Consider the following 15,447-nt stretch of genomic DNA (forward strand, 5'->3'; position numbering starts at 1 on the left):
GCTCAGTCGCCTGCTCCGCCGCGCACGTCGAACTCGACCTTCCAGCGCTCGTTCGTGCCGCTTGGCATGGCTTCGAGCTCCAGCGTGCCGGCTTCCGTCACGCGCGCGTGCAGCTTGACTGGCACGACTTCGCCGGGCGTGCGGCCTTCGGGCGGCAGCGTGGCCTGGATTTCCTCCAGCTCCTGCAGTTCTTCGGGCGTCCAGTAATCGAGCATCGTGCCGACCTGATCCTGACGCCGCACCGAAGAGCCGAAGAAGCGGAAATGCACGGGCTCGCCGACCACGAGGCCGAACTCCTGCGGCGGCAGCGCCGCATCCGTGCCCTCTTCCATGCCGAAGGGCGCGACGCACAGCGCCGAGACCGGCGGTTCCAGACCCGGCACGGCCGGCATGGCGGACTCGACGGCCACGTAGTACGCACGCGCCGTACCGCCGCGAATGCGCACGCCCTTGCCGCGCTTCACGTAGCCGTAATAGGCCGCGCCGCGCGCCACCGCGAGGTCGAGGTCCGCGCCGCCCAGCTGGCGCGCGGGCGCTGCGCCTTCGGCCGCGAGCCAGTTGTTGAGGATGTCGAGCACGCGCTGCGAGAGCAGCGCCGACTTGAACACGCCGCCGTTGAAGAGGATCGCCGTGGGATGCAGGAAGCTCGCGCCGGCCGCGCCAGGATCGGCTGCGCCGAAGCCTTCCAGCTCCGCGAGCGCCTGCACCTGGCGACCGAGGAAGGCCGCGAGATGGCGCGTCACGCCGGCGTCCTGCGCGTACGGCAGGCCAAGCTGCGTGAGGCCGACGCGTGTGCGCACGGCCGGCCGCGCCGAGGCGTCGACCTGCGGGAAGAAACCTTCGAGGATGATCTGCGTGAGTTCGGCGCGCGTGAGTTCGGTGCGGATCGACCCGCCAATCAGCTTCGATCCGCGGCTCGGCACGACGATCGGCACCGTTTCGGCGGAGAGGTCGGAGAGCAGCGTTTCCTTGGCCGCGCGGCACGCGTAGGTCAACGCGCGCAGCTGCCACGGGTCGGCCTGCGTGCCCTGGGCGGCCAGCTTGCGCGCCACCACGTGCGCGAGCGCGAGGTCCATGTTGTCGCCGCCGAGCAGGATGTGCTCGCCCACGGCCACGCGGTGCAGTTCGAGATTGCCCTCGCGCTCGACCACGGCGATCAGCGAGAGGTCGGTCGTGCCGCCGCCCACGTCGACGACGAGAATGATGTCGCCGACCTTCACTTCCTTGCGCCAGGCGCCCCCGCTCTTCTGGATCCAGCTATAGAGCGCGGCCTGCGGCTCCTCCAGCAGCGTCATGTTGGCGTAGCCGGCCGCCTGCGCGGCTTCGGCCGTCAGTTCGCGCGCGGCCGGGTCGAACGAGGCCGGGATCGTGACGGTGATCTCCTGCTCGCCGAACGGCGCCTCGGGATGCGCGTGGTCCCACGCCTCGCGCAGATGCGTGAGATAGCGCACCGAGCTTTCAAGCGGCGAGACGCGCGCCACTTCGGGCGGCGCGTCATTGGGCAGGATCGCCGCGCGGCGGTCCACGCCCGCGTGGCACAGCCAGCTCTTGGCGCTCGACACGAGGCGGATCGGTGTGCCCGCACCGCGGCTGCGCGCGAGTTCGCCCACGGCGTAATCGCGCGAGGCGGTCCACGGCAGCGTGAGGTCGCCCGGCGTCAGTTCACCGGTGTGAGGCAGGTAGAGGAACGAAGGCAGCAGTTCGGGCGACTCGAGCGTGCCCGGCGCCGTGAGCTGGGTGACGCCCAGCACACCTTGCTGCGTTTTTTCGCCATCGCTGGCGGCGAGGTCGACCCAGGACAGTGCGCAATGCGTCGTGCCCAGATCGACGCCAATCGAATAACGCGGTTCGCTCACAGTTCCACCTCGGCCGGTGCGATGATGCGCGCGTCGTGCGTCTTGACGAGCTGCGGCAGCTTGACTTCCTCGACGCGCCAGCCGCGGTGCGTGAGGCTGCCGCTGAACGGCGCCTCGCCCACCACGTTGCCGGTCAGGCGCACGGCGGCGGCGTCGAAGCCGGCCGTGAGCGTGACGCGCGAGCCTTCGGCCTCGGTGCGCACCGGGCGGATCGCGAAGTGGTCGCGCAGCGTGGCGCGGCAGCCTTCGTGGACGATACGCGCGGCGGCGCCAATCTCCGCATCGGCGTAACCGGCGATGTCTTCCTCGACGAAATCGACAAAGCGCGCGTTGCGCTGCAGCAGCCCGAGCAGCTGGAGCGCGGCGTCAGGCGTGGCTTCCTTCACGACGGTGGGCGCGAGAGCCGGCGCGGGTGCGGGCTTCGCCACCGGTGCCGCAGCCGGAGCCGGCGCGCTCGGCGCCGTGGCTGCCGCGGCGGGGGCGAGGCCCCCCTCGCGCAGACGGCGCACATTGGCGGCAAGCTCGCCGTCGCCGAGGATCGCGAAGAACGATCCCAGCGCGACCGAAAGCCGGCCGAAGAAAGACAGATTCGATTCGGGCATAGACACGACTCCAATATCGCTTGAGGCTCGCGAGACAACGCGAGCCGACCTGCCGGGCTCGCGACGAGGCCCGATCGATGCCTGGAAGGAGGCGGCCGGCAGAGGGAAACTCGAGCCCGGCGCGGGCTCAAAACCCGTATTTTGCCTTGTCGCGGGCGCAAGCCGGTCAAAATGCGGGATTCGGCAGGGAATTGGCGCGGCCGGCCGGGCTTTGGCCGGTTGTACGGAGCACCGCGCGGTGCTGGCGGCCGGCGGTTGCTCGTCGGGAGGCTGCCCGCCTGATGCTGCCCACCCGGGGGGCCCGCGCGGGAGTTGGCTGCACGAGGCCGCTTGTCCGGGGTGTTTGTCCGGGGTGTTTGTCCGGGGTGTTTGTCCGGGGTGTTTGTCCGGGGTGCTTGTCCGGGTGCTTGTCCGGGTGCTTGTCCGGGTGCTTGTCCGGGTGCTTGTCCGGGTGCTTGTCCGGGTGCTTGTCCGGGTGCTTGTCCGGGTGCTTGTCCGGGGCTCTTGTCTAGGGGTGCTCGGCACGAGTTGCCGTCCGAAGCTACCCGTCCGGCCCACACGCCCGGCGCAGCGGGTCAAGAAAACGGGGCACGACTGGCAGCTTCAGCAAACACAACGGTACGAACCGCCAGGCGTCAGCCTGATGAACCGAAGCCCGCAGCGCCGCATCAAAGCCAGCCGCCGTGCACCCTTTACCTTTCAGGGAAAGATCGGAGTCGTCGACTCGGCGCCTTCGACATCGGCGCGCGGAACGTGCTGGGCCACGCGCTCCTCGATCTCCGCTTCACGCGAGCCGGGGACGTCGGCCATGACCAGCAGCTGGCCGTCGTGGATCGCTCCGCCAAATCGCGCGAGCCGTGTATTCGGCTCGTCGACGCCGATCATCGCCGCCGTCCAGGCGCCGAACGCCGCGCCGCCCAGCGTCAGCATGACGACCGTCCCGCCCGCGATGGCGAGATTGGCAGGCGGAAACGCCAGCGCCACGAGACCGACCAGCGCGCCGGTTGCAGCGCCAAACGCCACGCCGCGCTCCAGCGCATGCACGACGTCGCTGCGTTGCAGCAGCGACGCTTCCGGCAAGCGTTCAAGCCCCACGCTGTGATTGGCGAGCACGTGAATATGGCGCCAGGTGATACGCGCGCGCAGTAGATCGTCCACGATCGCTTGCGCCGTGCTCGTGTCGGGGGCGAGGAAATAGAGGCGTCTCATAATGCTCTCCTTCGATCATTCGGTCGCTTGGGTCATTTACTACCGCCTGATTCCGCAAATGCTACGCCTGACTTCGATCCCGTGCGACAGCCCGAAATGACCTGAGCGCGATATCCGCGCGTCTCGCTTCCTGCATGCCGATGCGCGCCCGCACGTGGACCTTCGCCCGCTCGACAAACGCGAACCCGCCAGAAAAAGACAACGCAACCCGCGCGCCCTGAAAACGCGCAGCCGGCAAGCGCGGGCCGTGCGTCACTAAATCTCGACGCGCGCCCCCACTTCGATCACGCGATTGGCCGGCAGCTTGAAGAACGCGGCGATATTGCCCACGTTGTGCAGCATCACAGCGAACAGGCGTTCGCGCCAGAGCGACATGCCGTGCCCGCGAATGGGCACGACAACCGCGCGGCTCAGGAACCACGATGTATCGTCGAGATTGAAAGTGAACTCCGGCGATTTGTACGCCGCCAGCGTCCGCGGTAGATCCACCTCGTCCTTGAACCCGTATTTCACCGTCACGTGATAACAGCCCGGGCACAGCGGCTCGACCTGCACGCGCTCGCTTTCGGGCATCCACGGCAGGCCCGTCGTCAGCACGCTCAGGAACACCACGCGTTCGTGCAGCACGCGGTTGTGCCGCAGGTTGTTGATGAGCGCATGCGGCACCGCGTCGGCGTTCGGCGTGAGGAAGATCGCCGTGCCGCCCACACGCACGGGATCACTCGCGAGCAGCGAAGCGAGGTAAGGCTTGAGCGGCGTCTTGCCGGCGCGCACGCGCGCCTCGGCCATCATCATTTCCCACCCGCGCCCCCAGGTCGCCATGACCGTGTACATCAGCGCGCCGATCACGAGCGGGAACCAGCCGCCGTCCACGATCTTGAGCAGGTTCGCCGAGAAGAACGTGGCGTCGATCACGAAGAAGAACACCGTGGCGAACACACACAGCAGCCAGTTCAAATGCCACGCATAGCGCACGACGAAGAACGTGAGCAACGTCGTAATGAGCATCGTGCCCGTCACGGCGATGCCATACGCGGAGCCGAGCGCGGTGGACGAACGAAAGCCGAGCACCGCCGCGACCACGGCGACCAGCAGGACCCAGTTGATGCCGGGCACGTAGATCTGCCCGATCTCGCGCTCCGACGTATGCACGATGTTCATGCGCGGCAGAAAGGAAAGCTGCATGGCCTGCATGGCCATTGAGTAGGTACCCGAAATAACGGCCTGCGAGGCGATGACGGTCGCGGCCGTGGCGAGCACGATCATCGGCAGGATCGCCCATTGCGGGAAGAGGCGGTAGAACGGGTTCTGGACCGCACCGGGATTCGTCAGCAGCAGCGCGCCCTGGCCGAGATAGTTGAGCGCGAGCGCGGGAAACACCACGCCGAACCACGTGAGGCGGATAGGCCGCTTGCCGAAGTGGCCCATGTCGGCGTAGAGCGCCTCGGCGCCCGTGAGCGAGAGCACGACCGCACCGAGCGCGACGAAGGCGAGCCAGCGGTGATGCATGCAGAACGCGAGGCCCTGCAGCGGATCGAGTGCGACCAGCACGACGGGTGCGGAGAGGATGTTGACGAGCCCCATCGCGCCGATCACGACGAACCAGAGCACCATCACCGGCCCGAACACGGCGCCGATACCGCCGGTGCCGCGCTTTTGCGTGACGAACAGCACGATGAGCGCGGTGAGCGTGACGGGAATCACGTAGGTCTTGAGACCGGGCTCCGCGACCTCCAGCCCCTCCACGGCGCTCAACACGGAGATTGCGGGCGTGATCACGCTGTCACCGAAGAAGAGCGCGGCGCCCATCACGCCCACGGCGAGCAGCGCGTGGCGCAGGCGACGGTGCGACGCCACCGAAGAAGCGGCGAGCGCGAGCAGCGCCATGATGCCGCCTTCGCCGTGATTGTTCGCGCGCAGGATCAGGACAACGTATTTGAGCGAGACGACGATCATCAACGACCAGAAGATCAGCGACACGATGCCTACGATATTGAAAGCATTGAGCACGAGGCCGTTGGAGGGGTCGAACACGGTGGAGAGCGTGTAGAGCGGGCTCGTGCCGATGTCGCCATAGACCACGCCGAGCGCGGCGAGCGCGAGTGCCGGAAGCGCCGGGCCGGAATCGCCGAGATGGGCGTCCGCCGGCGCGGATGCGGAATGTGCCATGTCTCCCCTCCTGATGCTTTCGCGCGAGCCAGAACGGCCGCGCAGCCGTATTGCTTTGGTTCTTTCGTCGGGTTGTTTCCGCTGTGTCAGCGTGGCCGCCTGAGCGTCGTACGGGCCGATCCCTGCCGGGAGTGCGCTAGAGGAAGTATAGGAATTCCAGGCGAAAATGCGTTGCACGTAACGCAACGGCGCGCGACGCGCTCCGCTTTCGCGAAACTGTCATAGCCGAGCGCATTCGCCCGAACAATCGGGCGGCCGGATACGAATACAACGACACAACAACGACACAAGGAGCGACACAATGCGAAAGCGCCCTGCCCACCTGCGCGCAGCGATGGCGATGGCGATGGTGACGGCGATGGCGATGGCGGCCTGCACGTCGGGGCCGCCACCCGCGTCACCCGCGCTGCAAGGCGCCACCGCCTTACCCGCCTTCGTGCAAGCGGGCGCGAGCGGACCTGGCCGCCCGGTGAAGGTGATGATCGTCACGATGTTCGCACCGGAAGCGAAGACCTGGCTCGATCGCCTCGGTCCCTGGGAGTCCGTGACGATTGCGGGCCTCTCGCCCGATTATCCTGCCGTGCAATGCAACGCCGACGACGTGTGCGTGATGACGACCGGCATGGGGCACGCGAACGCCGCCGCGTCGACCATGGCCCTCGCCTTCGCGCCGCAGTTCGACCTGCGCAGGACTTACTTCCTGATCGCCGGCATTGCGGGCGTGAATCCCGAGCGCGGCACGTTGGGCTCGGCGGCGTGGTCGGACTGGCTCGTCGATTTCGGCCTGCAATGGGAGATCGATGGCGACGCACGCCCGCCCGGATGGCGCACAGGCTACCTTGGCATCAATACGAAAAGCCCCGCCGAAAAGCCGCCGCTCGACTATCACACTGAAGTATTCCGCCTCAACCCGAGGCTCACCGCCGCGGCCTGGGCGCTCTCGCGCAACGTCGCGCTGGCCGACAGCGCCCAGGCCCAAGCCGCACGCGCGAACTATGCTTACGCGCCGGCCAATCGCCCGCCAGGCGTGATCCGTTGCGATTCGGTCGCCGACGATACCTGGTGGTCGGGCACGGCGCTCGGCGCAAGAGCCAGTGAATTCACACGCGAGCTCACGGGCGGCAAGGGTGTCTATTGCATGACCCAGCAGGAAGACAACGCCACCTTTGAAGCACTCAGGCGCGCGGCGCGTGCGCAGCGCGTGGATCTCGATCGCGTGGCCGTGCTGCGTGCCGGTTCGGATTTCGATCGGCCTTATGCGGGCGAGTCGAATGCCGCGAATCTGCTGAATTATGCGGGTCAGGGCGGCTTCGAGCCCGCGCTGGAAAATCTCTATCGCGCAGGCTATCCGCTCGTGCGAACCATCGTCGCTCATTGGAGCGAGTGGCAAGAAGGCGTGCCCTCGCCTCATTGATGACATCGTGCGCGCACTGTCCCCGCTTTGTCTCCACGCATCCCTGTGATGATTGCGGCCCATGCGGCACGCGTACCCGTACGTGCTACGCATCGCCTATTCGCAAAGCAATTACCGCGCACGATCGTTCATGCCTATCGCGCATCGAAACACAGAGCTTGTGCCATCGAAATTCGCCTTTGACCTGATAGATTTATCGCGGCATCTATGCCAGATTAGGCTTCGCTCATCCGAAGCGCAGCGCCGGAGTGTCGAGTGTCGAAGCAATGCACCATGATTCCAAGGAGGACGGCTTGCACGATTCCACTCCTCCCCCGCGGGCCGTTGCGCGCATCATGAGCGCGGCCAGCATCGTCGTGCTCGGCGCGGGGCCTGCGGGCGCCGCCGTCGCGCGCTCGCTTGCTGCGCTCGGCTATCGCGTGCAGGTGGTGAGCGACTGGCGGCGTTTCGACGCCGCGGAGTCGCTATCGGCGCGCGTGATAGAAGCGTTGCGCCGCGCGGGCCTGCACCGTGCGGCAAGTTGCTGCGAAGGGCCGAGCGTGCGCACGACACTCTGGAATGGCGCGTTGCAAACGCTCGACGCCGAATTCCTCGTCGACCGGCGTGCGTTCGATATGGCGTTGCGCGAGGACCTGAACGCTGCGGGCGTGGATATCATCGAGGCGAACGTGCGCTCGTTGCAGTCGTCAAGCGTGGGGCACGACCTCATGGTCGAAATGGTCGATGGCCCGCTCACGTTGCGTGCGGATTTTCTGGTGGAGGCGCGCGGCCGTCTCGCGCCGCTGTTGCGCGACGCGACACGCGGCCCGCAAACGCTGAGCCTGCTGAACGTGTGGAGCGGCCGACCCGGCGCGAGCGGCACCGCCGTCGAAAGCCTGCCGGCCGGCTGGGCGTGGATGGCGCGGCTGCGCGATGGCCGCTGCTACTGGCAACTGACGCTGGACGTGGCGAACCCGGAACTGCCGCAACGTGACGAACTCCTCATGTTCTGCGAGCGCATGCGGCACTCGCCGCTTGCGAGCGACTTCTTCGCCGGCGACGCCGCGAACGACGCGCGCCTCTACGCGCGCAGCAGCACCGCCACACTGTGCGGCCGTACCGGCGGCCACAACTGGCTGCGCGTGGGCGACGCCGCAATGGCCGTCGATCCGCTCGCGGGCAACGGCATCTTCCAGTCGCTCACCTCCGCGCTGCAGGCGCCCGCCGTGATCCACACGTTGCTCGCGCGGCCCGAGCGCGCGCCGCTCGCGCTACGCTTTCACCAGCAGCGCATCGAGCAACTGTTCATGCGCTTTGCACGCACCGGACGCGACGTCTACGCGCTCGAACAGCGCTGGACCACGCAGCCGTTCTGGCAAACGCGCAGCGCATGGCCCGACGACCAGCCCGCTCATGTGAGCGCCGACTTCAACGAGCTGAACGTGGAACGCGCGCCCGTCATCGAAAGCGGCCTGATTGCCGAAGCGGACGTGGTCGCAAGCCCGGACCAGCCGCTAGGCATCTGGCACCTCTGCGACGCGGCGCTCGCGCCGGTCGTCGAGGCGCTACGCCACGAGCCCGCTGAACAGGTGCTCAAATCGCTCGATGCCGACCAGGCGAGGCTGCTGCGCCACTGGCTCACGATGCAAGACTACCCCGAGCGTTTCGCTTGACGCTGGTTTGCGACGTACTACTTATTACTTCGTCTTGCTAATCGACGGCGCCTGGTATTTCCACGCCCTTCGGCCTTGACAGAGCGCACTTTTAGCCACGCATGACGCGTAGAGCAATCCACAAGTCCTCATACGGTCTGCGGTCAGCATTGACCTCGCGCAGCGGCGTCAGGAGGCTTCCTCACTGGCCGACCTGCTGACCGCGGACGCCAGTGGCCACGCGGCGCTACACAGCGCGAAGCGGCGACGCGCCATGAATCCTCACCGCCCTGAGCACGGAAGCCGCGCATTCCTTTTGATCGTCCGCTTGCCCCAGGCACGTCATGTGCTCTCCGAAACGCGACCCGTGCGGGTCATGACCGCAGCGAGCGGCAAGGGGGAGCAATGTCAACAATCGAATACCGGGTTCGTCATGCAATTTCTGCCTTTCTGATTGCGCTGCTGGCAGCATGCGGCGGCGGCGGGGGTGGCGGCGGTGGAAGTAGCAGCACAGGCAGTAGCACGAGCACCCCGCCGGGCGGTGTCCAGTTGCAGATCGTCTCGTTCGGCGACAGCCTTTCCGATGTCGGAACCTACGCGCCAATTGCAAGCGCCGTGGGCGGTGGCCGCTTCACGACCAACCCCGGCCAGGTGTGGAGCCAGGATGTCGCGCAATATTATGGGGACACGCTGAACGCTGCGTTCACCATCGGCTTCGATCACAAGCTGACTGCGCAAAACGGGTATGGCTACGCGGAGGGCGGCTCGACGGTCGCCACGCCGGCCAACCAGTACGACTTCCTCACCGACGTGATAGGCAATGTCGAAATGCCCGTCAATCAGCAGGTGTCGAGCTATCTCGCTGCTCATGGAAGCTTCAATTCAGGCCAGCTCGTGCTGGTCTGGGCCGGCGCGAACGACGTGCTGCGCGCCGGCTCGCCGCCGGCCGCCACGGCAACCGTGCAAGCGGCAGCAACGACGCTGGCACAGATCGTCGGGCAGATCGTCCAGAACGGCGCCACGCACGTCGTGGTGGTCAACGTTCCGAACATCGGCCTCTCGCCCAAGGGGCTTGCGCAATCCGATGGCGGCGCGAACCTGATCCAGTTGTCGCAACTCTTCAATGCCACCTTGAACGGCGCACTGCAGTCCGATGGCCTGCAAGGCAAGGTCATCGAAGTCGACGCCTATACCTGGGTGACCCAGCTCATCGCGAACTTCCAGGCGAACGGCTTTGCCGTGTCCAACACGGCCCAGGCCTGCGACCCCAAAAAAACGCCCGATGACACGGCTCTGCTTTGCTCGCCGCCCACCTATGCCGCGTCCAATGCCGATCAGACATACATGTTTGCCGACGACCTTCATCCCACTACCCGCCTGCACACTCTGTTCGCCCGGTTCGTCGAGCAGCAGATCGCCGCCAGCGGGTTGGGCCACTGAACGGTCGAGGCCCGTTCGATTTTCGTGCGACGTCTGCAGCAGCGCACGATGTCTTATCATTCGCATGCCTAATTACATTGTGGGCGGCGGCCGTCTCCGGCCGGCCAGCCACAAAGCGTCGGCCCGCGCCAGCCGCGTCGCTTCCCTTGTGGTGGACTACTGACTATCGCCGCCTTCTGCAGCAACCGGCCCGATATAGTTGGCCCGTGGCCGCAGCAGCGTGCCGCTTGTCATCTGCTCGATCGAGTGCGCCATCCAGCCCACGCTGCGGCCAATGGCGAACATCGCGAACACCGCGTCTTCCGGCAAGCGGCAGTGTCCGGCCAGCGCGGTGAGCGCGATGTCGATGGTGGGCGCGAGGCCGCTCGTCTCGCGCACGTGGTCGATCAACGCGCGCACTTCGGCAGGCGTTTCGAACACCGCGAGCAGGTCCGTCGCGCGCGGGTCGCCCTGCGGGTAAAGCTCGTGGCCGAATCCCGGCAACGGCCCGTTGCGGGCGAGCCATCGCTCGACCGCCGCTTCGACGCCCTTCTTGCGCACTTCGCCGAGCAGCGCCTGCACGCGCAAAGCGGCGTCGCCGTGCAAGGGTCCCGACAATGCGGCGAGGCCCGCCAGCATGCACGCCCCGAGCGACGCACCGGTCGATGCGGCGACGCGGGCCGCAAACGCCGATGTCGTCAGCTCCTGGTCCGCGAGCAACGCGAGCGCACGCCGCAGCAGGTCCGCCCGCGCTTCGCAGCGCCATGCGCGCGCGAGACGCAGATGAAGCGGCCCTTCGTCGTCGAGCGTGACGAAGCTGCTGGCGAGCCGGCCAACCAGCGTGGCCGCCTCGTCGTTCAGGCGCCCGGCGTTCATCGAACCGCACGAACTGCGATCCGCGGCCGCGAGCGCAATCGACGCATACACCCGCGCGCGTGGCGGCGCAGCCGTCGGAACCGGCACGTCGTCGCGCACCGTCGGAAAGACCGGCAAGACATCGGAGTCCCATAGCCGTTGCGCGACTTCCTCCAGGGTCGCGCGGCCCGCAAGTTCGACCGCGTCCCCCCCTCGGTAGTAAAGCCGCCCGCGGACGACCGTGGAAATGCGCGTGTTGATGATCGGTTCGCCCCACGCCATCGTGCTCGCCGCGATGCTCTTGTGAGCGCGCCCGAGGTCGCGCTTTTTCTTCAGCGCCGCGACATCCGAGCTGCGATACAGCTTGCGGCTCACGTGCTCCGGATCCCAGCGCACCTCGATGCGCCCACGGCTCACATAGGCGTACAGCGTCTGCTTGCGCACGCCCAGTGCGCTGCAGGCCTCCTCCTGAGTCATCCAGTTTTTCACGTTGATTGTCTCAATCAAGGTTGACGCCCGTTCCCGGCGTGCGTCAAATACAGTCAGATCCGGACCGCGCGTGTCCATGCGGCTTGCGGGTGCGGATATCAATAATCATAGATGGAGACATCGATGTCCACGCAGAGGACCGCCAGCTACGCCCCCACGCAAGCCGCGCGCGTCACGCGCACGCGTTTCACGATTCTCGCAGCCATCCTGCTGCTCGCGACGGTTGCCTACGCCGACCGCGCGATCCTCTCGATCGCCGGGCCGGGCATCGCCCGCGAATTCGGGCTCAACCATGTTCAACTCGGCTACGTGCTCTCGGCGTTCAGCTGGGCCTATGTGATCGGGCAGATACCGGGCGGCATGCTGCTCGACCGCCTGGGCACGAAAACCGTGTACGGTGCCACGATCGTCCTGTGGTCGATTGCGACGCTACTGGTCGGCGTTATCGGCAAGGTGACGGCGGATCTCTCCGTGGCGCTCGGTCTGCTTTTCGCGTTGCGCTTCGCGCTCGGGCTGATCGAGGCACCGAGCTTTCCGGCCAACAGCCGCGTGACCGTGATGTGGTTCCCCACACAAGAGCGCGGCCTCGCCACGTCGTTGTTTGCATCCGCATCGTATTTCGCCGTGGCGATTTTCTCGCCGCTCGCCGGCTGGCTGACCGCAAAGTACGGGTGGCCCGCGCCGTTCTATGCGCTCGGGCTGATCGGTATTGCTTGCGCCGGGGTCTGGGCGGTCGTCATGCACGAGCCGCGCAAGCACCCGCGCATCTCGCAGGCCGAACTCGACCGGCTGGTCGCAGGCGGCGCGATGATCGACATCGATTCGGCGCACGAGCGCCTGTCGCGTCCCGTGCCGTCGGGCAAGACGCTGCGCTTGCTGCTCGGCAACCGCATGCTGTGGTGCTCGTACATCGGCCAGTATTGCGCGATCGCGTTGAGCTATTTCTTCATCACGTGGTTTCCGATCTACCTCGTCCAGGCGCGCGGCATGAACATCATGGAGGCCGGTTTCGCGACGATGCTGCCGGCCGTCGCGGGGTTTCTCGGCGGCATTGCGGGCGGCGCGATTTCGGACTTTCTGATCCGGCACGGCTGGAGCGTCACCTGGGCGCGCAAGACGCCGTACATCGTCGGCATGGCGGTGGGCGGCTGCATCGTGTTCTCCGCATTCACCGAGAGCAACGCCGTGATCGTTCTGCTGATGACGCTCGCCTTCTTCGGCAAGGGCGCGGCCGCCGGCGCCGGCACGTGGGCCATTGCGAGCGACACCGCGCCGCGCGAAGCCGTTGGCCTCGCCGGTGCGATCTTCAACTGCATCGGCAATATCGGCGGCATCGTCACGCCTATCGTGTTCGGCTATATCGTGCAGGCAACGGGCGGCTACACGGCAGGACTTTATTTTGTCGCGGCACACTGTGTGGTCGCCGCATTGGTCTACCTGGTGTTCATGGGCCGGATCGAACGCGTGAAAGTGAACTGAACGCGCCGTTGAACCGGCAGGCACACCGAAGTTACGCATCGAACGAAGAAAGGATTCATCGACTCATCATGTCCAAGCCCGTCATTCTCAACGCGGCCGAGCTGCCGCAGCGCACACAGGCGGAACTCGCTTCACTCTTCACGGTTCTCGACCTGCCGGACGAGCCCACTGAAGCGGCCGCATTCCTCGCGCGGCACGGCGCGTCCATTCGCGGCATCGCGCTGCGCAAGACCAAAATCGACGCGGCGTTTCTCGACGCACTGCCCGCGCTGGAAATCATTGCGAGCTACAGCGCCGGCCTCGACAATCTCGACGTGAAAAGCGCGACGGCGCGCGGCATCCGCATCGAGAACGCGTCGCGCGTGCTTGCGGAAGATGTCGCGAACACGGCGATCGGGCTCGCACTCGCCATTACTCGCGATCTGGTGCAGGCCGACGCGTACGTTCGCGCCGGCAAGTGGCCGCAGTATGGTGCGATGCCGCTTGGGCGCTCCCTCTCGCGCATGAAGGTCGGCATCGTCGGGCTCGGCACGATCGGCGCGGCGATTGCGAAGCGGCTGCAGGCGTTCGGCTCGCAGATCGCGTATTACGGGCCGAACCGCAAGTCCGTCGACTTGCCGTACTACGACGACGTGACCCGTCTCGCCGCCGATAGCGACATGCTGATCCTCACCTGCCCGCTCACGCCGCAAACGCATCACCTCGTGAATGCGGCCGTGCTCGATGCGCTAGGCCCGGATGGCTTCCTCGTCAACATCGCGCGCGGCCCGGTGGTCGACGAAACGGCGCTGATCGCGGCGCTCGCCGAAAATCGCGTGGCCGGCGCGGCGCTCGACGTGTTCGAGCACGAACCGCACGTCCCGCAGGCGCTGATCGAGAACCCACGCGTCGTGCTCACGCCGCATATTGGTTCGGCTACCGAAGAAACGCGCACCGGCATGGCAGATAACGTCGTCGATGCGCTCGCCAGCCACTTCGGCATTGCCAGTCCGCGCACGGCGCCGTTGCACGCATCGGAGCGCGCAAAGGCAGGTGTCACGCCGGCGACCGCAGTTGCCTGAGCCGGACCCAAGGTTGCATCGCGGGCAACCCTTGCAAAGCCAGGGCAAGCGGCGCGATCAAGTCGATTCGCGCGGCACGATCGTGAAGCCTACGTCGAGCGCGCGCCGCTCGCCCACATGGGTCTCGCCGCTCAGGCGGTCGAGCAGAAAGCGCGCGGCATTCACGCCGATACGCGTGCCTTCCACGCGCACCGTCGTCAGCTGCGGTGTGGTTTCGGTCGAGAATTCCAGATCGCCGAACCCGCAGATCGCCAGTTGCGAGGGCACGTTTAACCCCAACTGCCGCGCGGCGCCCAGCGCGCCGATCGCGAGCAGGTCGGAGCCGCAAAACACGGCGTCGATGTCTTTTGCGCGCGCGATCAGTTGCGGCAGCGCGCGCTTGCCGACCGCGACCGAGCTGGGCGGCGCAACGAGTTCTTCAGGCACGTCCTCGATGCCCGCCTGCGCGAGCCGCTCGCGAAAGCCCGCGCGCCGCGCGAGCGCGCGCGCGTCGTTGGCGGAGATGAGCGCGGGACGGCGCACGCCGCGCTCGAGAAAATGTCCGGCCACCGCCGCGCCGATCCGGTAGTGCGAGAAGCCCACCAGCATGTCGATAGGCGTATCGGTCATGTCCCACGTTTCGACCACGGGAATGCCGACGTTCCTGAGCCGCTCGCGCAGCGAATCGGTATGCGCGACGCCCGTGAGCAGCACGCCTTCGGGGCGCCGGCTCAACACCGCGTCGAGCAGGCTCTCCTCGTTCGACGCGCTATAGCCGCTCAACGCGAGCAGCACTTCATAACCCGCGCGCGACATCGTCTCGCTGAACACCTGGATGGTTTCCGAGAACAGTGAATGCGAGACGGTCGGCACGATGGCCGCGATGAGGCGCGAGCGCGCCGACGACAAGCCGCCCGCGAGCCGGTTGGGCACGTAGCCCAGTTTCTGCACGACCTGGCGCACGCGTTCGAGCGTTTCCGGCGCGACCGACTCGGGGTTATTGAACACGCGCGAGACCGTGATGGGCGAAACGCCCGCCTGCGCCGCGACGTCGGTGATACGCAGCCCCTTCGGGCCGCCGCGCGTGCGCTTGGTGCGCACGGTGGCATCCGTGTGATCGACGTTCGGAGCAGCGGGTTTGATGGTTGCCATGAATGTGGAGAGGAGTGGGCGCGGCGCGCTTATTGTAACGAATACGGTCTCGCGAGCCGTGGCGCGCGGCTCGCCGCGCATCGGGCGGGAGCCGTCGTCTCCCGCATTCGATTAGTTTTCCCAGGCAAGTCG

General features: G+C 66.7%; 11 protein-coding genes. 5 read left to right on the plus strand and 6 right to left on the minus strand.

The window, feature by feature from the left end; translation table 11 throughout:
- Nucleotides 1-2 precede the first annotated feature (2 nt).
- From VMJ11_RS26565 to VMJ11_RS26580, 4 genes are all read right to left on the minus strand, one after another.
- Nucleotides 3-1,856, minus strand: a complete 1,854-nt coding sequence (locus VMJ11_RS26565; RefSeq protein WP_325623341.1) for an Hsp70 family protein — start codon at nucleotides 1,854-1,856, stop codon at nucleotides 3-5.
- The gene (locus VMJ11_RS26570; protein WP_325623342.1) at nucleotides 1,853-2,458 is read right to left on the minus strand and encodes a DUF2760 domain-containing protein; all 606 of its coding nucleotides are present in this window, start codon (nucleotides 2,456-2,458) and stop codon (nucleotides 1,853-1,855) included. Before VMJ11_RS26570 ends, VMJ11_RS26565 begins: the two co-directional genes overlap by 4 nt.
- A gap of 699 nt (nucleotides 2,459-3,157) precedes the next feature.
- Complete coding sequence (locus VMJ11_RS26575) at nucleotides 3,158-3,667, minus strand: DUF1269 domain-containing protein (protein ID WP_325623344.1); 510 nt, start codon at nucleotides 3,665-3,667, stop codon at nucleotides 3,158-3,160.
- A 255-nt stretch (nucleotides 3,668-3,922) separates the two neighbouring features.
- Nucleotides 3,923-5,836, minus strand: coding sequence for a potassium transporter Kup (locus VMJ11_RS26580; protein WP_325623346.1), 1,914 nt, complete (start codon nucleotides 5,834-5,836; stop codon nucleotides 3,923-3,925).
- Nucleotides 5,837-6,137: 301 nt separating this feature from the next.
- Between VMJ11_RS26580 and VMJ11_RS26585 the strand changes: the two genes are divergently transcribed.
- From VMJ11_RS26585 to VMJ11_RS26595, 3 genes are all read left to right on the plus strand, one after another.
- Nucleotides 6,138-7,250: a purine nucleoside permease gene (locus tag VMJ11_RS26585; RefSeq protein ID WP_325623348.1), complete on the plus strand. Its 1,113-nt coding sequence runs from the start codon at nucleotides 6,138-6,140 to the stop codon at nucleotides 7,248-7,250.
- A 293-nt stretch (nucleotides 7,251-7,543) separates the two neighbouring features.
- Nucleotides 7,544-8,902 carry a flavin-dependent monooxygenase QhpG gene (gene qhpG, locus VMJ11_RS26590; protein ID WP_325623349.1) on the plus strand — a complete coding sequence of 453 codons (1,359 nt, stop codon included), beginning with the start codon at nucleotides 7,544-7,546 and terminating at the stop codon, nucleotides 8,900-8,902.
- A gap of 384 nt (nucleotides 8,903-9,286) precedes the next feature.
- The gene (locus VMJ11_RS26595) at nucleotides 9,287-10,321 is read left to right on the plus strand and encodes an SGNH/GDSL hydrolase family protein (RefSeq protein WP_325623351.1); all 1,035 of its coding nucleotides are present in this window, start codon (nucleotides 9,287-9,289) and stop codon (nucleotides 10,319-10,321) included.
- 156 nt (nucleotides 10,322-10,477) lie between these two features.
- Here VMJ11_RS26595 and VMJ11_RS26600 read toward each other — a convergent pair whose 3' ends face one another.
- Nucleotides 10,478-11,632, minus strand: a complete 1,155-nt coding sequence (locus VMJ11_RS26600; RefSeq protein WP_325623353.1) for a citrate synthase family protein — start codon at nucleotides 11,630-11,632, stop codon at nucleotides 10,478-10,480.
- A 135-nt stretch (nucleotides 11,633-11,767) separates the two neighbouring features.
- Between VMJ11_RS26600 and VMJ11_RS26605 the strand changes: the two genes are divergently transcribed.
- Nucleotides 11,768-13,123, plus strand: coding sequence for an MFS transporter (locus VMJ11_RS26605; RefSeq protein WP_325623355.1), 1,356 nt, complete (start codon nucleotides 11,768-11,770; stop codon nucleotides 13,121-13,123).
- Nucleotides 13,124-13,191: 68 nt separating this feature from the next.
- Nucleotides 13,192-14,184 carry a 2-hydroxyacid dehydrogenase gene (locus tag VMJ11_RS26610; RefSeq protein ID WP_325623356.1) on the plus strand — a complete coding sequence of 331 codons (993 nt, stop codon included), beginning with the start codon at nucleotides 13,192-13,194 and terminating at the stop codon, nucleotides 14,182-14,184.
- A gap of 57 nt (nucleotides 14,185-14,241) precedes the next feature.
- Here the strand turns inward: VMJ11_RS26610 and VMJ11_RS26615 are convergent, their stop codons facing one another.
- On the minus strand, nucleotides 14,242-15,315 hold the full coding sequence (locus VMJ11_RS26615; protein ID WP_325623358.1) for a LacI family DNA-binding transcriptional regulator: 1,074 nt from the start codon (nucleotides 15,313-15,315) through the stop codon (nucleotides 14,242-14,244).
- Nucleotides 15,316-15,447: the final 132 nt, after the last annotated feature.

It is taken from the genome of Paraburkholderia sp. (assembly GCF_035501035.1).
Taxonomy (GTDB): domain Bacteria; phylum Pseudomonadota; class Gammaproteobacteria; order Burkholderiales; family Burkholderiaceae; genus Paraburkholderia.